This window comes from Pseudomonas sp. H1_A03 (assembly GCF_054685145.1).
In genome coordinates this window covers 3678761-3697878 of sequence record NZ_CP162829.1, presented here as the reverse complement: position 1 = coordinate 3697878, position 19118 = coordinate 3678761, and the positions used below count along the sequence as shown (strand labels likewise).

The following is a 19118-nucleotide window of genomic DNA, read 5'->3' as shown; positions in this document are numbered from 1 at the left end:
CGGCCAACCAATAAGGGCAATTGTGTCCGCGTAATTTTATGCGGACACAACTACCCTTAATGTCAGGATCGCCATGCGCCAACGTAATTCCTACACAAAATCCTTCAAGGCCCAAGTCGTCCAGGAATGCCTGCAACCTGGCGTTTCCGTGGCAGCCATCGCGATGAGTCATGGTATCAACGCTAATGTCGTGCGCCGTTGGCTACCGCTTTACCGCGATCAGCCGGTCGCCACCTTGCCAGCGTTCATTCCTTTGAAAGTCGAATCGAAACCAGTAGCTCAAGCGTCGGCGATCATTGAATTACCGATTGGCCAGCAAACGCTTACGGTGAAGTGGCCAATTTACGATCCCGAAGGATGCGCCCGACTCATTCGAGGGCTCACCCAATGATCCGCATCGATGCCATCTGGCTCTCCACCGAACCCATGGACATGCGTGCTGGCACCGACACGGCGTTGGCCACCCAGTATTGCAAAAATGGGGGTGACCATAGATTTTATTGCCTGAGTTTCACTGCAGCCAGGGCAGCCTTTGGGAGCACTAGCTGTTAGGGGAGCGAAGCTGGGCTCCAGCGATTGGGTAGCGGTTGTCTCATATGCTTGTGGCAAGCCACCTAAGGGCGACCTACCAGCGGCCAGATGTCAGCTATCGTTTGAACTCGACTGAGTTTTAGGGGCATCAACACTCGGCTGTTTTTTTGCGATTTCTGACTTTGTCTCTGCGGACTTTTGAGCGGCCAGATAGGCCTGCTGCTGTTCCAAATTTCGTTGTATCAAACGGTCAGCACCGCCTTCAGCGAGCGCGCTAGTGGCACTGATGCTGAGCAGTGAAATAATGGCAAGCTTGCGAAGGTTCATTTTGCATCTCTCTGATAATGGTCATGGAAGCTACTGCTGCCACGCTTCCGTTTGCCATTCTCAGAGGTCGGGATTAACCAGCGATTAATGGGTCCAGTGCTTTCGAATCAATAGCGTGAAAACTTGTGCTACCAGTTAGGCGCCTTTCCGAGACTTGACACCTCCCGCTGCTTTTTCGTTTCCGACCCACCACACCCATTGCTCCGATCTGGGAGTGCTGTGTGAGCCGATTCAATTCCAAAAAACATGCCCCACGGAATCGAGCGCATGGAGTATCTACAGCGCCTGCTCGACAAGATCGACAGGTTCGAATTTTTGATTGCGGGCCTCATTGGGGCCGTAGTTGCGAGCTGGTGGCACAAGGACGACTTGCCCGACTGGCGCGCCTGGATGGTGTTCTTGGTTACGGGTGCTGCCTGCTCGCTGTACCTGACGAGCATGGTCAGCGCCTACCTGAGTGTCACCGAGCCCAAGATCGTCGCCGGGATTGGTTTCCTCCTTGGCATGTTCGGAGGCTCGCTACTGGCAGCAATCAACCGAGCAATCAAAGCCGCTGACCTCTGGGTGCTTTACTTTGAGCAACGTCGCCTGCAGCGTCATGCAGGCTTCTTCACCCTGCTGATTTTCGGCGTCGGTGCGGTGGTGGCGGGGCAGTATTCCGGCTGGAACCTGGGCCTGTCCCAAGGCTTCGGCGGCATGTTTCTGGCCTTGCTGATCATTGCCGTATGTACCTGTTTCGTTACTCGGCGGTGAAGCATCGAGTAATCTCCTATGAGCCCTGGAGCGCTACATCACGTTTGTGCTGCAAACGGCGGGTCAGCATTGCAAGCGTCACGGCCAACGCACCGCATGAGCAGATAACCAGCGCCATTGGCAACGCCGTACCATCGTGAAGCACACCCACCAGCGCGGCCGCTGCTGCCGCCACACTGAACTGCAGGCAACCGAGCAATGCCGACGCGCTGCCCGCACGCGCCCATTGCCCGTTCATGGCGCAGGCTGAGGCATTGGGGGTGATGGAGCCCAGGCAGGCAATGCAGACAAACAAGGGCACCAGCAGGGGCCAGAGCTGTTCGGTGCGCAGACCGGCAATCGCCAACAATGCCAGTGCAGCAGCGAGGTACATCCAGATAACCCGCGACAGCAGGAACGCAGGCCCCTTTTTGCCCACCAACCGGGCATTGAGCTGCGAGACCAGAATGAAACCCGCCGCATTGGTACCGAACAGCCAGCCATAGTGCTCAGGCGGCACTCCGTAGAGCTTGATGAACACGAACGGCGAACCGGCGATGTAAGAAAACATCCCAGCCATGGCGATCCCGCCAGTGAGCGCGTGGCCTAGAAAAATACGATCGCCCAACAAGCGGCGGTACTGCGTCAGTGCGCCTGATAAAGGCTGGCGAGGATGAGTGGCGGGCATGCTTTCCGGCAGGCCCAGCGCCACGGCTATTGAAGCCAGCGCACTGAACGCCGTCAGGCTGATGAAGATCGACTGCCACCCATAGAGGTTGACCAGCAAGCCGCCGAGCATGGGCGCCAGAATCGGCGCCAAGCCCATAACCAGCATTAATTGCGAGAATACTTTGGCCGACTGAACGGCATCGCACCTGTCGCTGACAATGGCTCGGGCAATCACCATCCCCGCACAGCCGCCGAGCGCCTGAACGAAGCGCGCGCCGATCAGCCATTCCAGATTCGGCGCGAAGGCACACGCCAGCGATGCGAGGGTGAACAGCGAAGCCCCGAACAGCAGCGGGACACGTCGGCCGAAGCGATCCGCCACCGCCCCGTAAGCCAGTTGACCGATGGACAAGCCCAGAAAATATGACGCCAGGGTCAACTGGACATGCTTCTCGTCAGTGCCAAACGCGAGGGCAATGGCAGGGAAGCCAGGCAGATAAAAGTCGACGGCCAAGGGGCCGAAGGCGCTCAAGGCACCGAGAATAATGATCGCGCGCAGGTTCATCAGACATCCAGACGATATTCAGAGCAGAGGGGGTACCCAACCCCGCAAAGCCCAGACATGGTATGCACTTAAGTTTAAGTGGACACCAGTTCTAGCCTTTTAAGCGGGTATTTCATGCAGCCAACACGCTATTCCGACTCCAACTCCTTCAAAGCCCAGGTCATTCAGGAGTGTGCCCAATCCAGCGAAATGGAGCTGGATACCGATCAACTCCCGGCACTGGTAGATGACTTGGCCGGACGCATACCATTATCAAGCTCTCCGACACGATATAACTTTAACCTAGGACGGAGACTGAATAGCCGTAAGCGGGCGGCGAACACACCTACCGAACTCCAGCATTAAGGGCGATGGTGTCCGCGTATTTTTTAGCGAACGCGATCACCCTTATCGCTAGGATTTCCATGCGCCAACGTAGCTCTTATCCCAAACCGTTCAAAGCCCAGGTCGTCCAGAAAGCGCAATGCGGCAATCGCAGTGTCTCGACCATCCGGGGTGTGACCGAAATCCTTGACTGAGCAGGCCGCGGATTCCGCGCAGATCAGCAGTCAGCTCAACGCACGGGCCAATCTACAGATGAAGTTGATCGACCAATTCCGCATATAACAAACGGCCGTTGCAGTGAGTGACTCAGGGACGGTAATTTGGCGAACAGTGCATGGTACTCAGCCGCGAAATGGCTGAGTGTCGTCTTGATGGTGATGCCAGGCTGGTTCATATGGCTGGCAATTTTTTCTTATCAGCTAACACGTAGCAGTAAGTCTAATGCAATAGTTGAATCGGCAAATCAATTCGGCTGAGCTTCTCCAAATAGCCTCTGTGCCAAGCCTGGTCAGCATCCGCTGACCAGGAAATGCAACTAAAGCCTGCTTGCTCCCCGTTGCAGTGGGTCGGTCGATAGATGGGCCGACCGACACACCGTGATCCCGGATACTCCGGTACTCACCTGCCCTACCGCGCTCAGTCCTCGAGCGCACGAACGCGCTGCATGCGCTGTTGTTCTACCGGTGCAGCGGCTACCTGGAGCTCAAAGTCGAAATCAATCTGCGCAAAGCGACCTTGCACACCCAACTCCCGCGCCAGCTGTGGATCATCGCTAAAGCGGATTTCGGCGATTAGCTCATCGCGTGTCGCATACGCAAAGTCGTCGTGCAGGTAGGGGTCATCCGACAGATTGATCTGCGTGGTCAGGTGACGATAACCCGGGGCCGAGATAAAGAAATGGATATGCGCCGGCCGCTGCCCATGACGCCCAAGTTGATCAAGCAACTGCTGAGTCGGTCCGGTCGGCGGGCAGCCATAGCCGGACGGCACGATGCTGCGAAAACGGTAATTGCCCTGGGCATCAGTCTCGATGCGCCTGCGCAGATTGAACGCCGATTGGCTGCTGTCGAACCAGGAATACGTGCCGCCGGTGTTGGCCTGCCACACATCGACAATCGCGCCAGCCAGGGGATTGCCGTCGGTGTCGCGCACCTGACCACGCATGAACAGAGGCACAGCGGCATCGGTCCCATCATCGAGCCGTGCTTCGTACTTCGACAGCGGCGCACCGGCCACGTACAGCGGGCCTTCGATAGTACGCGGGGTGCCGCCGGTCTTGCCGGCCTCGACATCGGCGGCGTCCATCAACATGTCCAGGTAATGCTCCAGGCCCAGCCCGGCGACGAGCAGCCCGGCTTCCTGGTTCTTGCCCAGTTCATTGAGGTAGTTGACCGCCTTCCAGAATTCTTCGGGGGTCACCTCCAGGTCTTCGATGATGTTCACTGTGTCGCGCAGAATCCGGTACACCAACGCCTTGGTGCGCGGGTTGCCGACATCGTTAAGGTTGCCGCTCGCCTCTTCAAGGAACTGTTGAGCGTGGTCGGTCTGTGACAGTCGGATGGACATGGTGCGTTCCTCATCTTGTAATTATTGGGTGAATAACAGGCTTAGCGGTCATCTTCATGGATCGACGAAGGGTGCCGGCACAAGGCATTCACTTCGATGGACATATAAGGGAAGAGCGGCAGATGCATCAGCAGGTCGTGCAGGTCTTGCACGCTGTCGACATCAAACACGCTGTAGTTGGCGTAATGTCCGGCGATACGCCACAGGTGGCGCCATTTGCCCTCCTGTTGCAGACGCTGTGCCAGGGCTTTCTCATCGGCCTTGAGGTTGGCCGCGTGCTCGGGGCTCATGTCCAGGGGCAGGTTCACGGTCATTTTTACATGGAACAACATGGCAAGTGCCTCTCAGTGTTTGTCACGACGGAAGAACGCCAGACGCTCCTCATCGAGGGTGAGTCCCAAACCCGGGGCGGTTGAGACATGCAGGTGGAAATCCCGATACACCAGCGGTTCGGCAAGAATGTCCTCGGTCAGCAGCAGCGGGCCGAACAGCTCGGTGTCCCACGCCAGCGTGTTCAGCGTGAGGAAGGCATGCGCCGAAGCCAAGGTGCCGATACCGCCCTCGAGCATCGTGCCGCCGTACAGGGCGATACCCGCCGCCTCTGCTATCGCCGCCGTGCGCAACACCGCACGGGGTCCGCCGTTCTTGGCGATTTTGAGGGCGAACACCGACGCCGCACCTTCACGGGCCAGGTTGAAGGCATCCTCGACACATTCGATGGACTCATCCGCCATGATCGGCGCCGGGCTCGACAGGTTGAGCCGCGCCATACCGCCACGGTTATAGCGAGAAATCGGTTGCTCGATCAGGTCGATACCGTTGTCGCCCAGCACTTTGCACGCGCGCAATGCCACCGCTTCGTCCCACGCCTGGTTAACGTCAACGCGCACACTGGCGCGGTCGCCCAGGGCCTTTTTGATTGCGATCACATGGGCCAGGTCGTGGTCGACTTCACCGGCGCCGATCTTCAATTTGAAGATGCGGTGGCGGCGCAGGTCGAGCATCTTCTGGGCCTCGGCAATGTCCTTTTCGGTGTTGCCGCTGGCCAGGGTCCAGGCCACCGGCAACGCATCGCGCACACGGCCGCCGAGCAGTTCGCTGACCGGCAGGTTCAAGCGTTTGCCCAGCGCATCGAGCAAGGCGCTTTCGACACCGGACTTGGCAAAGGTGTTGCCGCGAATGCTGCGCTCCAGGCGCAACATGGCCGCATTGATATTGCTGGCGTCCTGGCCGATCAGCAGCGGCGCAAAATGGCGATCGATGTTGACCTTGATGCTGTCGGGGCTTTCATTGCCGTAGCTCAGGCCGCCAATGGTGGTGGATTCGCCGATGCCCTCGATGCCATCGGCGCAGCGCACGCGGATGACCACCAGGGTCTGGTTCTGCATCGTGTGCATCGCCAGCTTGTGCGGGCGAATGGTGGGAAGGTCGACGATGATGGTCTCGATCGACTCTATGGCGCAAATGGGCATGGCGATACCTGTTGAGTTCTTTTTAGATTTGATCCGATTCTGTTCCCTATTTTTAAAGGCATCCAATATAGAATGGGTCTCGAACAATACCCCTAGGGTATGAATGGAGTGATTATGGAACTGCGTCACTTGCGCTATTTCCAGGTACTGGGGGCAACCCTGAACTTCACCCGCGCCGCCGAACGCCTGCACATTGCCCAGCCGCCGTTGAGCCGGCAGATACAGCAACTGGAAGATGAGCTGGGGGTGATTCTGCTCGAACGCGGCCGGCCTCTGCGGCTGACTGAGGCCGGGCGGTTTTTCTATGAGCACGCCAATGTGCTGCTGGAACAACTGAACACGGTGTGCGCCAACACCCGGCGCATCGGCCAGGGCGAGAAGACCTGGCTGGGCATCGGCTTTGCGCCTTCGACCCTGTACGGCGTGTTGCCGGAACTGATTCGGCGGTTGCGCACCCACGAGGCGCTGGAGCTGGAATTGGGGCTGTCGGAGATGACCACCCTGCAGCAGGTCGAAGCCCTCAAGGCCGGACGCATCGACGTGGGCTTCGGGCGGATCCGCATCGATGACACAGCCATCGTCCAGCGCGTCCTGGTGGAGGACCGTCTGGTGGCGGTACTGCCCGCCGGCCACCCGTTGCTCGCCGCGCCCGCTACCCTTGCGCAATTGTCCGCCGAGCCGTTTGTGCTGTACCCCGGCAACCCGCGCCCCAGTTATGCCGACCACGTGATCGCGCTGTTCGACGCCCACGGCCTGAGCCTCAAGGTGGCGCAATGGACCAACGAACTGCAGACCGCCATCGGCCTGGTCGGCGCGGGCATGGGCGTAACTCTGGTGCCGGCCTCGGTACAGGTGCTGCACCGCGCGGACATCGGCTACACGCCGGTTGTGGAAGCCACCGCGACCTCGCCGATCATTCTGAGCCGGCGGGTGAATGACCAGTCGCCGGGGCTTACACATTGCCTGCATTTGGTGGAAGAGTTGATCTGAGTTCCTCTGGCCGGGTTTGACTGAACCCGGCTGCCGTTCGCCCCTCCAGCGAACGTGGCATTCAGCAAGCCTTGGAGGCTTCACCCAGGCGGTGATAGGCGCGGTTGAAATAGACCAGGCCCTCGTCCGCACCGCTCTGGCGAATGGTCTGCACCTCGCAGTAGAAAATACTGTGGGAACCCACTTCGTGGACCTGCGCGATCCGGCAGTCGAAGTTCACCAGCGCTTCGAGCATCACCGGCGCGCCGCTTTCCAGGGTGGTCCACCCCGTCACGGCAAAGCGCTCATCCATGCTCAGCGTGCGGTCGGCGAAAGCACCGGACAGGTGCTGATGATCGCCGCACAGGGTGTTCACACACACCACGCCATTGCGCTTGAAATGCTCGTTGGAATGAGAGGAACGGTTCATGCACACCAACAGCGTGGGCGGTGAGTCGGTCACGCTGCAGACCGCCGACGCGGTAAAGCCGAACCGTCCTGCGGCGCCATCGGTGGTGATGACCGACACGGCACCGCCCAGCATGGCCATTGCATTGCGAAAGCTGCCTACATCTATCATGGTCGTTCCCCTTAGATATCCAGCACGAGTTTTTTGGATTTGGCTCGTGAACAGCACACTAGAATTTGGTCATTGCCGGCCTTTTCATCGTCCGTGAGGTACACGTCGCGATGGTCCGGCTCGCCTTCGAGTACGTCGCACAGGCAGGTCCCACACACGCCCTGCTCGCAGGAAATCTCGATCTTGATGCCCACCTGCGCCAGCGCGGCGAGAATGCTCTGCCCTTCGGCCACCTGTACGGTCTTGCCGCTGCGAGCGGCCACCACTTCAAAGCTGCCACCCGAGCTGTCCACGTCCACCTGGAAATATTCCTTGTGGATGTGCGACTCGCTGTAGCCCTGCTCGCGAGCGCCCTGGATCACCCAGTCCATGAAGCCTGCGGGGCCGCAGGTATACAGGTGCACGCCGGCCTCGCCCTTGCCGAGCACCGTGGCCAGGTCGAGCTTCTGCTCCGGCCCTTCGTCATCGAAGTGGGTGAACACCTGCGCGGCAAACGGTGCGCTGGTCAGCTCCGCGAGAAACGCACTGCGCCCACGCTCACGTGCGCAGTAGTGCAGCTCGAAGGTCTGGCCGGTCGCGTGCAACGCATAAGCCATGGCGATCATCGGCGTGACACCGATACCGCCACCCAGCAGCACCGAACGCCGCGCCTCGGGTGCCAGCGGAAACAGGTTGCGCGGTACGCTGATCTGCACCTCGCGGCCTTCGAGCAGGGTGTCGTGCACCCCGACCGAACCGCCGCGCGAGGCCGGATCCTTGAGCACGCCCAGGCGATAAAGGCTCGGGTCGGCAGGGTTGCTGCACAACGAGTACTGGCGCACCAGCCCCGGCCCGATATGGATATCGACGTGCGCACCGGCATCGAACAGCGGCAACGGCGCGCCGTCACGACGGGTCAGGTCCAGGACGACAACGCCGTCCCCTTGCAGCTCGCGCTTGCGCACGACTACGTCCAACAGTTCTTCAGTCATGGCCGTTATTCCATGGAGTTCGCAAAGGCCGCCGTGGCGGCCGCTATCAGTCAGCGCATGAACAGGCCGCCGTTCACGTCCCAGGTCGCCCCGGTGGTGAAATAGGCTTCGGGCCGTGCCAACTGCACAATCAAGTCACCGAGAAAGTCCGCATCGCCCAGGCGCTGCACCGGAATATTGGCCAGCAGGCCCGGCAGGCGTTCGGCCGGAATCGCCGCGCGCACCGCCGCCGATTCGATAGGGCCTGGGGCGATGGCGTTGACCGTGACCCCGCGTGCGGCAAATTCCTTGGCGAAGATCTTGGTCAGCGTGACGATGCCGCCCTTGCTCGCGGCATAATGCGCGCCGGTCGCGGTACCGCCGTTCTGCCCGGCCAGGGAGGCCATGTTGATGATGCGTCCATAACCGGTTTCGGCCATGTGTGAGCCCAGCACTTGGCAGCCGAGGAACACGCTGCGCAGGTTCAGGCCGACCACGGCGTCGAATTCCTCGGGGCTGATCTGCATCAGCGGCGTGGTTTTGGTCACGGCAGCGTTATTGACCACCACGTGCAGGGCGCCGAAACGCGCCAGCACCTGCTCCAGGCCCGCTTCGAAATCGGTCTTGCTGCCGGCATCCAGTTGCAGCGCCAGCGTGTGCTCGCCGGCCGGGTCCAACTGTTTGGCGCAGGCTTGTGCGGCGGCAAGGTTGAGGTCGGTGACCACCACCGAGTACCCCGCCCGGAGCAGGCTGGCGCAGAAATGCTGCCCCAGGCCCTGGCCCGCGCCGGTCACCAATGCGATCTGGCTCATGTCGGCGCTCCTTAAAGGATGTAGCCGATACCGGCGAGGGCATCGTCACTGTTGATAAGGCTGATCACTTTGCGCTGGATCTTGAAGCTCCCCTCGCTGCGGATCAGTTCATAGGTGAGGTCGGCGCTGTAGAACTTCAGGCTTTCCTTGCGGAACTCACGGATGTTCTGCGCGCAGCGCACCGTTACCTGCGTGCCGTCATCGGCCAATACCCGGAACCGCGACTGCATGCGCACGGTGCGCGGTTGCGGGCTGGTGGAGATCGATTCGCCGCCGGTCAGGCGCTGCACCCGCAACTCACGCATATGATGGTCGTCGTAGGCGTAGTTGAGGGTATTTTCGAAGTCGGTTTCCCTGGGGTCGATGGGAATGATGTAAGTGCCCTTCTCGGTCCACATCTTCAACCAGCCCTCGTACTCACCGTGGTCGAGCATGTCGCCTTCCTGCCAGATGAAAGCGGTCACTTCTTGCAGTAATTGCAGGTTCATAAGGTTCTCCACGGATCAGGCCGACATCATCTTCTTCCACTGCTGGTACCCGGCGCGCATGCCGGTCTCGGCACTCACATCGGACACCCGCCCGTCTGCGCTGGCCTGCTCGCCGGGCAGGCCGCGGTTGAGCATGATCCACAGGTCTTCACCGGCGTTGGCGCCCTTCTGTACCCGTTCCCAGGCCTCGGAGTCGTCCGGCGTGCCGAAGCCCATCGGGCCCTGGAAGTGTTCATGCAGGCGCAGGCGGTAACGGTTGGCCGCCGCCGGGCCGCCGTCCATGGTGATGACCGAGTGGTGGATTTCGGTCTCGGTCACCGAGATCGGTTGCAGCACCCGGAAAAACGCCATCGAGCAGGCGACGTTGGGGAACAGGTTGAGGTTGAAACCGGTGCCGCCCACCGCACGCACGATGCGGCGCACCTGTTGCTCTTCGATGCCTTCGTCACGCAGCTCGGCCGCCAGCCCTTCGAAGCGCTCGGGGATCGGTTTGTCCAGGTCGGCCTCGAGGTCGACCAGGTCAGGAATCATCACCATCACGCTGTGTCCGTTGCCCAGGTCCTCGACATAACCGGGGCCCTTGACGAAGTCGAACAGCTCAAGGGTCTGCTCATCCACCGACGACAGAAAGCTCTTGTGCACCAACGGGAAGTGGTAGGCGTCGGTGGTGTTTTCCAGCTGGATTTTCCAGTTGCCCGGGAAGCGGAAACGGTGCTCGCCCGGGACCTTGATGCCATAGCCGGCGCCCTGTTTCATGAACAGGTCCATCCATTTTTTCGCGGCGCCGAGGTAGTCTTCCAGCGGCTCGATGTCGTCCTTGAAGGTGGCGAAGATCATGCCGGCATAACTTTCGATGCGCAGGCTGACCAGCGGCAGCTCGGACTTGTCGATGCAATCGCCGTAGCTTTCCGGGTGCGGAATACCGCGCAACGAGCCATCGAGCGCATAGCCCCAGCCGTGGTACGGGCAGACGAAGCTGTTGGTCTTGCCTTTCTTGTGTTCACACACGGTGGCGCCACGGTGGCGGCAGCGGTTGAGCAGCACGTGCACGTCTTTCTTGCGGTCACGCACCACGATCACCGGCTGCTTGCCGATATAGGTGGTCTTGTAGCTGCCGTTGTCGGGAATCTCGCTGGCGTGGGCGACCCAGATCCAGGTGCTGTAGAAAATCTTTTCCAGCTCGGCGTCGAACAATTGTGCGTCGGTGTACATCGAGGTGTGGACGCGGTCGGCCTGCACCAGGTCGGCGGGGTCGACGTCAAGGTTTACAGCGGGAATCAGCTTGCTCATGGGAATGTCCTCGTCGGCATCAAGTGCGCTGAATAATCAGCTCGCGCCCAACCCGGGCTTCAACCTTGGTGTAGCGCCACAGCTTGTAAGGGCCATCGCCCACCGGCGTGGTACGAAACAGGTTGCAGGCGGCATGCACGGTCTCGATGTCCGGCACGTCGGCCAGCAGGTAAGTGGTCCACGGGAAGCCATCGGAAGGCCCGACCATGCTCTGGTCGTCATCCATGTTGCCCAGCACCTTGACGCCGGCGAGGTCGTGGATACCGTTCCACATTGCACTGAACGCTGCCCACACCTGCAATTGCTCATCGCGCGCGGCATCGAAAAAATTCTGGTTGATGCCCATGCAGAACAGCACGCGCAAGGTCTTTTTATCGCTCATTTTATTTCCTCGACGGTTAGAGGTAGCCAGGCAAAGGCTGTTTGCCGAAGAATATGGCTCCGGCGTTTTGATAGGTGATGTCGCCCATGAATGCGTGCTGGGTCACCACTTGGGCGTCGTTGACACAGCGCGCCAGCGGGCTGTCGTTGTACACGCCGCTCATGCCCGAGAGCATCTGCGCGGTCCGCGCCACATCGGCGGCGACACGGGTGGCATGGGTCGACGACAACCGCAGCAGGTTGGTCGCGGCCACGGGCACCGCATCGCCGGCCAGCACGTAATCCCAGGCGCGGTCGATGGATTCGTAGAAGAACGCACGCGCGGCACGCAGCTCGGCTTCCGCCCGGGCAATGTCGACCTGGGCCAGGGGCCGATCGGCAATCGCCGGGGCGCCGGTCACCGAGACACGCCCGCTGGCCATGTCAGCCAGGGCATCGAGTGCGGCACGCGCCACGCCGAGGCCAACCACCGAGAGCACCTGGGTGGCGAATGACAGCGATGGGTAGCGGAAGAACGGTTCGTCCAGGTTGGGCAGGCCGCCGCGCACGAAGGTCCACGCCTCGCTGACCCGCACATTGTCGGCGACCAGGTCGTGGCTGCCGGTACCCAGCAGGCCGACGGTGTCCCAGGTTTCGTCGATGCGGATCGCACTGCGCGGCATGACTGCAATGCGCGGCAGGCCGAAGGTGTCGCCGCTTTTCGGGGCGATGCCGACACCGACGATGTCAGAGCCCAGGGAACCGCTGGAGTACTTCCAGCGACCACTGACCACAAAACCGCCCTCGACCACTTCAGCCGGTTGCGGCGGAAAGATGCCGCCGGCGAATACCACGTCCGGGCCGTTGGCATACACCTTGGCGATGCTCTCAAGTGGCAATGCCGCGAGGTAGACCGGGCTCATGCCGAAACTGGCAACCCAACCGGCGGAACCATCGGCCTGGGCAATGCGCTCTATCACCTGGCAGAACTCGGCGGGCGAACATTCCAGGCCACCAAAGCGCTTGGGCACCAGTGCCCGGTAAACGCCGTGCTGTTTGAAGGCCTCGATCACGTCCTGGGAAATACGACGCTGACGGTCGAACTCACCGGTGCGGGCACGTTCACGCACATCGACCAGCAAGGCGTCGAAGGCGGGACCACTGGCAAGCGAGCTCACCGTCTCAACCGCTGGTTTTTTAAGCGAGTGCATAGGATTGACTCCGTTGTCAGGAACGGTATTGGGCTGGGCGGGAAGTCGGCGTCGAGGGGGTGCGCGGGACGGAACGAGGGCGATGGATCGGCATAGTGATTACCTTTGTTTTTGTGGGTGCCGTTGGGGTGAATTTGAGCTTTATTACGTGAATTGTCAATTGATTTGTCACGTTTAAAAACAACACTAATCACGTATTAATTTACGTAAATATTGAATGAAATCAATATAACTCATTGTTTTAAATAGAATTATTGTCAATGAATTCAGAATTTTTTTAAAAAAATAAAAATGTAGGAGCGAGTTTGCTCGCGAAAAACCTCAACGATGACGTGTACCACCTGGATAAACGCGGTGTCCGAGAGTTCTTCGCGAGCAAGCTCGCTCCTACAGGGGGTGCTCTGTGCAATTTTTTCAGCGCAGCGGCGAGAACGGCGCCGGCAGATAGACCGTGGAGTGCATCTGCAACAGCTGCGGCGCGGAGTTTTCCGGCGGCCAGGCGCCTTCGGCCACGGCACGGGTGCGCACTTCAAGGCGCTGCTCCAGCGAGCTGTAGGGCCAGATGTGCAGGTAGCGCGGAATCTTCCCGCTGGTGGCGTAGAACGCTCCATACACCTGGGAATAATCCGGCCCGGTGCGCCGATCCACGGCCTTGCCCCAACCGCGCAACGTTGGCATCAGCCCACTGGGCACGAGGTTGTATTCGCGCAACTCATAGAACGGGCCATGAACGCCGGGCGGCAGCGGTTCGACAAAGGCGAAGGCGCTGTAGTCATCCACCTGTTGCTCAAGCAGAAATTCACCAATCGCAAAGCCATCGGACGCCACCAGATAGCGCTGGCGTTCACGTTCACGACACTCGCCATCGTCGAACCCGCGCAGCACCGCGATACGGTTCTGCGAGCCGATTTCCGAGACCCAACAGCCCATCAAATGCACGCCCTCGCCCGTCTCGCGCAAGCTCTGCTCCAGACGCGGCAAGGCTTGCGGCACGGTGCGTACCCGTAAAGTGAAGGTCAACAGTTCGAAGTGTTTCATGGCAGTCTCCAGCGCTACGCGCACGGCACGACCGCCCTTGCCGGGCAGTCCTGGAAATAAAAAAGGGTGGGGTTAATCAGTGCGCGTTATCGCTCACTGAGCGGCAGGCTTGGGTACCGGCAGCTCGGCGTCGCTGTTCCATGCCAGCACCGGGCGACTGAACAGGTTTTCGGTCTGGAAATGCGCCATGCGCCACTGCCCGTCTTCCTCGGCAAAGCGCACGCTCAGGCGCGCAGCGTTGAGATGGGAGGCGCCGCTGGCGAAGGTGGAAGTCTGCAGCATCACCCAACTGCCGCGCACGGCGTCGTCCCGCACCTCAATCAGCTCGCTGGTGAGAAAGTGCACGTTGAGGGCAAAGTGCGCCGGGGCTTTCATGTAGCCGGCGAACATCGCGGCAATGGCTGCGCGCCCGCGATAACCGCCGAAGCTCTGGGCGTACTTGGCGCCCTTGCCCTCCCACACCGCATCCTCGGTGAACAGGCCCGCCAGTTCGTCAAGCGGCGTGCGGGCATCCAGGGCGTCACACAACACCATGTAGCGGTTCATGCAGGCACGGACGCTGTCCTGGACCTCAAAGCGGCGCAGGCGTTGTTCCAGGTCTGCGCGGGGAATGGTTGTACTCATCTCACACCTCATGTCCGGCGTACAGGCGTTCAAGCAGGCGGCCAGCGATGGCCAGCAGTCGTTCATCGGCGCCCTTGGCCGCCACCAGTTGCAGGCCTACCGGCAAGCCTTCGGCGCTGGCCAACGGAATGCTCAACGCCGGGTGCCCCGACAGGTTGAACGGGCGCACGAAAGCGGTCATGCCCAGAACTGCCTGAGTGTCGGTCGCTTCGGCCAGGGTCAAGGGAAAGTCCGGCATGGTTGGCAGCACCAGCACGTCGACCTGCTGCAGTGCGGCATCGACTTCGGCGCTGAACTGCGCGCGCACCTGCTCGGCCTGCGCCAGTGCCGCAGGCGTGGTGTTACCGGCGGCCGCCAGGCGCGCGGCGATGTCGGCGCCGACCTTGCCGGTTTCCAGCAAGTGCCCGCAGGCATCGAAGGTCTCGCGGTTTATCACCACCATGCCGGCCTCATAGGCCGCCTTGAGGCTCGGCAATGTGAGGGTTTCGGTGGGCAGCCGGCTGTCGGCGATGGCAGCGTCGATCACGCGCTGTACCGCTGCGCTGGCCTGCACGCTCACAATGCCCAGGCGCGGCGCGGCCGGTGCAGCTACGGGCTGGAAAGTAGGGTCGATCGCCTGCATAGCCGTGACCAGCATCGGCAGGCTCGCGGCAAACGGGCCGACGCAATCAAGGCTACTGTGCGTTGGCATCACGCCACGGCGGCTGATCCGGCCGAACGTCGGTTTAAAACCGAACACGCCACAACAGCAAGCGGGAATACGTACCGAGCCGCCCGTGTCCGTGCCCAGGGAAAAATCCGCCAGCCCGGCGGCCACGGCGGCGGCTGAACCGCTGGAGGATCCGCCTGGAATACGCCCGGGGAAACGCGGGTTCGGCGCGGTGCCGGCCCAGTGATTGATCCCTGTGGTGCCAAAGGCCAGCTCGTGCAGGCTGGTCTTGGCCACCAGGCGGCAGCCCTTGTCCAGCAGGGCCTGCACCACATCGGCGTGGGCACTGGCCGGCGCCGCGTCGTCCAGTGCGTGGCTCGATGCCCGGGTAGGCAGGCCGGCGATATCGAGGGTGTCCTTGACCATTACGGTCGGCCCATCGCCGCCAAGGGAAAGCTGTTCAATCACCAGGGTCATGTCACGTTACCTTCAGTACGAATTGCGGAATGGGGGCGCCCGATGCGCCCTTTCCTTTTTTCACACTCACCGAATATTACGTGAATTGTCAATTATATTTCTGAATGTCGGCCTGGATCGCACGGTTCAATAACCGTGCCCAATTCACGAGAAAAGTCTATGATTGCTCGCCTCCCTCGACATGAGCACATCATGAGCCCACCAAAAAAACACGCAGGCCGCTACGACCCCGGCAGTGAAGACTTTCACAAAGAAGATTTCCCGTTCTACTGGCTCGCAATGGTGCATGGCCGCTACAGCCAGTACATGGAAAAGGCCCTGAAGAAAATCGGCCTGGACATCCCGCGCTGGCGGGTGCTGTTCATCCTCAAGGAGAACGGCCAGTCGAGTATTTCCGAAATCTCCACCCACGCCATCGCCAAGCTTTCGACCATCACCAAAACGGTGTATCGCATGAAGGAAGACGGCCTGGTGGACACCGCGCCCTGCGAGGACGACGGCCGCGTCACTCAGGTGCGCATCACCGCGCAGGGGCGCGAAGCGATTGAACGCATCCAAGTGGCCACCGGTGATGTGTTCAAGCGCAGTTTCAACGGCATGACCGAAGCACAGATCCAGCGCCTGAACCGCATGCTCGAAACGGTGTTCGACAACCTCGGCGAACCCTAGGCCGGCGGCAACACAGCCTGTCACGCATAACCAACTTTCTGGCAGGCTCGAACAAGCAGCCAGGCTGTGTATCGGCTTTTAATGCAGAGGTCTTTCGAGCGCCCATCGGGCGCGACGAACCCTTCATTGGAGCGCCGCCATGCACATTGCCGTATTGCCCTCAGTCGTTGCTTTCCTGGGCCGTGACCATTCCAATTTCATCGATGGCGCCGTGCACACCAGCGCGTCGACACAACGCATCGGCATCGTCGACCCCGGTACCGGCGAGACCGTCGCGCAGTTGCGTGACGCCCAGGCCGAAGATGTGAACCTGGCAGTCGACAGCGCGGCCAGAGCCTTCAAGGGCGCCTGGGCACAGGTCACGCCCTACCAGCGCGGCGTCCTGCTCAACCGCCTGGCCGATCTGATCGAGGCCAACGGCGAAGAACTGGCACAACTGGAAACCGTGAGTTCCGGCAAATCGATCAACCTGTCGCGGCATATCGAGGTGGGCCAGAGCGCGGTGTTCCTGCGTTACTTCGCCGGCTGGGCCACCAAAATCGGCGGCCAGACCATGACCCCGTCGTTTCCCTCCATGGACGGCGAGCACTACAGCGCCTACACCCTGCGCGAGCCGGTGGGCGTGGTGGCAGCCATCGTGCCTTGGAACTTCTCGTTGATGATCGGCGTGTGGAAACTCGGCGCCGCGCTGACCACCGGCTGCACCGTCGTGCTCAAACCCAGCGAATACACGCCGCTGTCCCTGCTGCGCCTGGCGGAACTGGCGATCGAGGCCGGGATTCCGGCTGGCGTAATCAACGTGGTCAACGGCCGCGGCCAGGTCGGTCAGCAACTGATCGCACACCCGCAGGTACGCAAGGTGTCGTTCACCGGCTCGGTGCCCACCGGCATTGCCGTGGGCAAGGCCGCCATGGGCGCCGACCTGACCCGCGTGACCCTGGAACTGGGCGGCAAGAACGCCGCCGCGCTGCTGGCCGACGCCAACGTGGATGACGCTGTGGCTCGCTTCGTGCAAGCGGCTTATGTGCACCAGGGCCAGGTGTGCGCATCACCCGAGCGCTTGTTCGTGCACCGCTCAATCGTCGAGCAAGTGACGCAAAAGATGGCGGCGATGCTGTCGCAGATGGTCATCGGTTCGCCCCTGGATGAACACGCCCAGTTCGGCCCACTGTCGAACAAGCCGCACTTCGACAAAATCCTCGGCTTTTTCGAGCGTGCCCTGCAGAGCAACCAGGTGGCATGCGGCGCGCGGGCCGTGGACCGCGCCGGTTACTACGTGGAGCCGACGCTGATCGTGGCCACCGGCAAGGACGACCCACTGCTGCACGAGGAAACCTTCGGCCCGGTGGTGTGTGTATTGGCGTTCGATGATGAAGAAGAATTGGTCGAGCTGATGAACGAGAGCCCGTTCGGCCTCACCGCCAGTATCTGGACCAACGACCTGTCCAAGGCCTTGCGCCTGATCCCGCAAATCGAAGCGGGCACGGTGTGGGTCAACATGCACACCTTCGTCGACCCCAGCGTGCCGTTTGGCGGGATGAAGGCATCGGGTGTCGGGCGTGAGTTCGGCAGTGCGTTTATCGACGATTACACCGAGCTGAAATCGGTAATCATCCGCTACTGAACACGCTCTCTGTAGGAGCGAGCTTGCTCGCGAAAAACGTCAACGATAACGCGTGTTTCCTGGCTGAACGCGGCGCCTGTGAATTCTTCGCAGCATTCTAGATGAGAAATGGGTGAGAGCTGGCTTGCCTGCGATAGCGGGCGGCCAGGCAACACTGCATCAATTGAACCACCGCATTCGCGAGCAAGCCCGCTCCCACAGTGGTTTTGTGCTAGATGAGAAAATGGCGAACGCCCACCCTGACTGAACAGCATTAGGGCAATCCGTGGTTCAGTGCCCAAGGCTTCGATAGCGACTCGGGGTCATCCCGGTCTGCTTCTTGAACGTCTTGGAAAAGTGCGCCGAATCAGTAAACCCCCAATAGCTGCCGATATCGGTGATCGAGCGTTGCGCGCAAACCGGATCGCGCAGGTCCTGCGCCGCCTTCAACAGCCGCTCACGCAGGATATAGCGACAGACACTGTCGCCGCTGGCTTCGAACAGCCTGTAAAGCTGGCGGCTGGAAGTGCCCAGTTCCTCGGCCAGCGACGCCGGCGAAAGCCTCGGTGAGTCAAGCCGCTGCCGGATGACGGATTGCACTTCATGCAACTGCCAGCCCGGGGAGTCGGCGCCGACTTGATACTCCAGCACCGATTCAAGCAAGGCCACCAACGCCCTCTGCACGCCATCGCCATCCTGCGGGCAAGACCATTGGGCCAACTCGCCGCCAGCGACCTGCCGCACCAGCGTACAAAGCAGTTGACCACAGACACCGGTGGTCGACAGCTTGCCGAAGCGGCTACGCTCCAGGCCCTTGAACAACTCACGCGGCAGAGGGATCGACACGTGGGAAAACAAGCCGTTGGGGGTCATTTTCACCGCGCCGGAAAAGTCCAGCAACGCCAGGTCACCATGGCGCAGGTCGACCACTCGGTCCCCGAGTTCGATGGCCATTGAGCCTTGCTGTTGCAGCACAAGGAAACAACGCCCCGAGGAATCACGCTCGCCTGAGCGGGCAGCCTTGGCAATCACACTGGCATTGCTGCGAATGTGCGCCACCGCCGTACTGCCCATCAGTGTTTGTTGCATTTCACCGATGAAAAGGCTCTGGCAGTGGTCATAGCGCGTGTCGAAACGACCGCAGGCCGCGTGCACACGCTCGTTCCAGGCCGACAAGGCTTGACCGTTCATGGGTAACCTCCCTGCTCGCTT

20 protein-coding genes and 1 pseudogene are annotated in these 19118 nt (G+C 60.8%); 5 read left to right on the top strand and 16 right to left on the bottom strand.

What is annotated here, in order from left to right; all coding sequences use genetic code 11:
* Positions 1-73: 73 nt before the first annotated feature.
* A complete protein-coding gene (tnpA, locus tag AB4O35_RS17155) occupies positions 74-391 on the top strand; it encodes an IS66-like element accessory protein TnpA (protein WP_065873493.1) in 318 nt (105 codons plus the stop codon).
* Between the two features lie 251 nt (positions 392-642).
* On the opposite strand, the gene AB4O35_RS17150 is transcribed toward tnpA, so the two are convergent.
* On the bottom strand, positions 643-858 hold the full coding sequence (locus tag AB4O35_RS17150; protein ID WP_065873494.1) for a hypothetical protein: 216 nt from the start codon (positions 856-858) through the stop codon (positions 643-645).
* 267 nt (positions 859-1125) lie between these two features.
* Between AB4O35_RS17150 and AB4O35_RS17145 the strand changes: the two are divergent.
* Positions 1126-1428, top strand: a pseudogene (locus tag AB4O35_RS17145) (MFS transporter); the annotation flags it as partial.
* 199 nt (positions 1429-1627) lie between these two features.
* Here the strand turns inward: AB4O35_RS17145 and AB4O35_RS17140 are convergent.
* The 4 genes from AB4O35_RS17140 to AB4O35_RS17125 all read right to left on the bottom strand — a co-directional run bounded on the left by AB4O35_RS17140 (position 1628) and on the right by AB4O35_RS17125 (position 6186).
* On the bottom strand, positions 1628-2824 hold the full coding sequence (locus tag AB4O35_RS17140; protein WP_056858451.1) for a multidrug effflux MFS transporter: 1197 nt from the start codon (positions 2822-2824) through the stop codon (positions 1628-1630).
* Positions 2825-3784: 960 nt separating this feature from the next.
* Positions 3785-4714: a catechol 1,2-dioxygenase gene (gene catA / locus AB4O35_RS17135; RefSeq protein ID WP_065873495.1), complete on the bottom strand. Its 930-nt coding sequence runs from the start codon at positions 4712-4714 to the stop codon at positions 3785-3787.
* Between the two features lie 41 nt (positions 4715-4755).
* Positions 4756-5046: a muconolactone Delta-isomerase gene (gene catC, locus AB4O35_RS17130; RefSeq protein WP_065873496.1), complete on the bottom strand. Its 291-nt coding sequence runs from the start codon at positions 5044-5046 to the stop codon at positions 4756-4758.
* A gap of 12 nt (positions 5047-5058) precedes the next feature.
* Entirely contained in the window at positions 5059-6186 is a 1128-nt protein-coding gene (locus AB4O35_RS17125) for a muconate cycloisomerase family protein (protein WP_065873497.1), read from the bottom strand.
* Between the two features lie 114 nt (positions 6187-6300).
* Here AB4O35_RS17125 and AB4O35_RS17120 point away from each other — a divergent pair, with 114 nt between their 5' ends.
* A complete protein-coding gene (locus AB4O35_RS17120) occupies positions 6301-7176 on the top strand; it encodes a LysR family transcriptional regulator (RefSeq protein ID WP_065873498.1) in 876 nt (291 codons plus the stop codon).
* Between the two features lie 61 nt (positions 7177-7237).
* Here AB4O35_RS17120 and AB4O35_RS17115 read toward each other — a convergent pair whose 3' ends face one another.
* The 10 genes from AB4O35_RS17115 to AB4O35_RS17070 form a co-directional block, all read right to left on the bottom strand.
* Entirely contained in the window at positions 7238-7735 is a 498-nt protein-coding gene (locus tag AB4O35_RS17115) for a flavin reductase (RefSeq protein WP_003232688.1), read from the bottom strand.
* Between the two features lie 11 nt (positions 7736-7746).
* A complete protein-coding gene (locus tag AB4O35_RS17110; RefSeq protein ID WP_065873499.1) occupies positions 7747-8706 on the bottom strand; it encodes a PDR/VanB family oxidoreductase in 960 nt (319 codons plus the stop codon).
* Between the two features lie 50 nt (positions 8707-8756).
* A complete protein-coding gene (locus tag AB4O35_RS17105) occupies positions 8757-9497 on the bottom strand; it encodes an SDR family NAD(P)-dependent oxidoreductase (protein ID WP_065873500.1) in 741 nt (246 codons plus the stop codon).
* An 11-nt stretch (positions 9498-9508) separates the two neighbouring features.
* Positions 9509-9985, bottom strand: coding sequence for an aromatic-ring-hydroxylating dioxygenase subunit beta (locus AB4O35_RS17100; protein WP_003232693.1), 477 nt, complete (start codon positions 9983-9985; stop codon positions 9509-9511).
* Between the two features lie 15 nt (positions 9986-10000).
* Entirely contained in the window at positions 10001-11275 is a 1275-nt protein-coding gene (locus tag AB4O35_RS17095; protein ID WP_065873501.1) for an aromatic ring-hydroxylating oxygenase subunit alpha, read from the bottom strand.
* A 19-nt stretch (positions 11276-11294) separates the two neighbouring features.
* Positions 11295-11657, bottom strand: coding sequence for a hypothetical protein (locus AB4O35_RS17090; RefSeq protein WP_003232696.1), 363 nt, complete (start codon positions 11655-11657; stop codon positions 11295-11297).
* A gap of 16 nt (positions 11658-11673) precedes the next feature.
* Positions 11674-12846, bottom strand: a complete 1173-nt coding sequence (gene iacA, locus AB4O35_RS17085; protein WP_065873502.1) for an indole-3-acetate monooxygenase — start codon at positions 12844-12846, stop codon at positions 11674-11676.
* Between the two features lie 414 nt (positions 12847-13260).
* The gene (locus AB4O35_RS17080; protein ID WP_065873503.1) at positions 13261-13884 is read right to left on the bottom strand and encodes an NIPSNAP family protein; all 624 of its coding nucleotides are present in this window, start codon (positions 13882-13884) and stop codon (positions 13261-13263) included.
* A gap of 93 nt (positions 13885-13977) precedes the next feature.
* Positions 13978-14508 (bottom strand): nuclear transport factor 2 family protein, encoded by a 531-nt coding sequence (locus tag AB4O35_RS17075; RefSeq protein ID WP_065873504.1) that lies wholly within the window; start codon positions 14506-14508, stop codon positions 13978-13980.
* 1 nt (position 14509) lies between these two features.
* A complete protein-coding gene (locus AB4O35_RS17070) occupies positions 14510-15634 on the bottom strand; it encodes an amidase (RefSeq protein WP_065873505.1) in 1125 nt (374 codons plus the stop codon).
* Positions 15635-15826: 192 nt separating this feature from the next.
* On the opposite strand from AB4O35_RS17070, the gene AB4O35_RS17065 reads away from it, so the two are divergent.
* On the top strand, positions 15827-16303 hold the full coding sequence (locus AB4O35_RS17065; RefSeq protein ID WP_065873506.1) for a MarR family winged helix-turn-helix transcriptional regulator: 477 nt from the start codon (positions 15827-15829) through the stop codon (positions 16301-16303).
* 139 nt (positions 16304-16442) lie between these two features.
* On the top strand, positions 16443-17927 hold the full coding sequence (locus AB4O35_RS17060) for an aldehyde dehydrogenase family protein (protein ID WP_065873507.1): 1485 nt from the start codon (positions 16443-16445) through the stop codon (positions 17925-17927).
* Positions 17928-18197: 270 nt separating this feature from the next.
* Here AB4O35_RS17060 and feaR read toward each other — a convergent pair whose 3' ends face one another.
* The gene (gene feaR / locus AB4O35_RS17055; RefSeq protein WP_056858435.1) at positions 18198-19097 is read right to left on the bottom strand and encodes a transcriptional regulator FeaR; all 900 of its coding nucleotides are present in this window, start codon (positions 19095-19097) and stop codon (positions 18198-18200) included.
* Positions 19098-19118 lie beyond the last annotated feature (21 nt).

Coding starts and splice junctions, on each gene's coding strand:
- catA (WP_065873495.1), bottom strand. CDS start 4,714: ATGTCCATCCGACTGTCACAGACCGACCACGCTCAACAGTTCCTTGAA.
- iacA (WP_065873502.1), bottom strand. CDS start 12,846: ATGCACTCGCTTAAAAAACCAGCGGTTGAGACGGTGAGCTCGCTTGCC.
- AB4O35_RS17125 (WP_065873497.1), bottom strand. CDS start 6,186: ATGCCCATTTGCGCCATAGAGTCGATCGAGACCATCATCGTCGACCTT.
- AB4O35_RS17065 (WP_065873506.1), top strand. CDS start 15,827: ATGAGCCCACCAAAAAAACACGCAGGCCGCTACGACCCCGGCAGTGAA.
- AB4O35_RS17140 (WP_056858451.1), bottom strand. CDS start 2,824: ATGAACCTGCGCGCGATCATTATTCTCGGTGCCTTGAGCGCCTTCGGC.
- AB4O35_RS17060 (WP_065873507.1), top strand. CDS start 16,443: ATGCACATTGCCGTATTGCCCTCAGTCGTTGCTTTCCTGGGCCGTGAC.
- AB4O35_RS17075 (WP_065873504.1), bottom strand. CDS start 14,508: ATGAGTACAACCATTCCCCGCGCAGACCTGGAACAACGCCTGCGCCGC.
- AB4O35_RS17100 (WP_003232693.1), bottom strand. CDS start 9,985: ATGAACCTGCAATTACTGCAAGAAGTGACCGCTTTCATCTGGCAGGAA.
- AB4O35_RS17110 (WP_065873499.1), bottom strand. CDS start 8,706: ATGACTGAAGAACTGTTGGACGTAGTCGTGCGCAAGCGCGAGCTGCAA.
- AB4O35_RS17090 (WP_003232696.1), bottom strand. CDS start 11,657: ATGAGCGATAAAAAGACCTTGCGCGTGCTGTTCTGCATGGGCATCAAC.
- AB4O35_RS17080 (WP_065873503.1), bottom strand. CDS start 13,884: ATGAAACACTTCGAACTGTTGACCTTCACTTTACGGGTACGCACCGTG.
- AB4O35_RS17095 (WP_065873501.1), bottom strand. CDS start 11,275: ATGAGCAAGCTGATTCCCGCTGTAAACCTTGACGTCGACCCCGCCGAC.
- AB4O35_RS17105 (WP_065873500.1), bottom strand. CDS start 9,497: ATGAGCCAGATCGCATTGGTGACCGGCGCGGGCCAGGGCCTGGGGCAG.
- feaR (WP_056858435.1), bottom strand. CDS start 19,097: ATGAACGGTCAAGCCTTGTCGGCCTGGAACGAGCGTGTGCACGCGGCC.
- AB4O35_RS17150 (WP_065873494.1), bottom strand. CDS start 858: ATGAACCTTCGCAAGCTTGCCATTATTTCACTGCTCAGCATCAGTGCC.
- tnpA (WP_065873493.1), top strand. CDS start 74: ATGCGCCAACGTAATTCCTACACAAAATCCTTCAAGGCCCAAGTCGTC.
- AB4O35_RS17070 (WP_065873505.1), bottom strand. CDS start 15,634: ATGACCCTGGTGATTGAACAGCTTTCCCTTGGCGGCGATGGGCCGACC.
- AB4O35_RS17120 (WP_065873498.1), top strand. CDS start 6,301: ATGGAACTGCGTCACTTGCGCTATTTCCAGGTACTGGGGGCAACCCTG.
- AB4O35_RS17115 (WP_003232688.1), bottom strand. CDS start 7,735: ATGATAGATGTAGGCAGCTTTCGCAATGCAATGGCCATGCTGGGCGGT.
- catC (WP_065873496.1), bottom strand. CDS start 5,046: ATGTTGTTCCATGTAAAAATGACCGTGAACCTGCCCCTGGACATGAGC.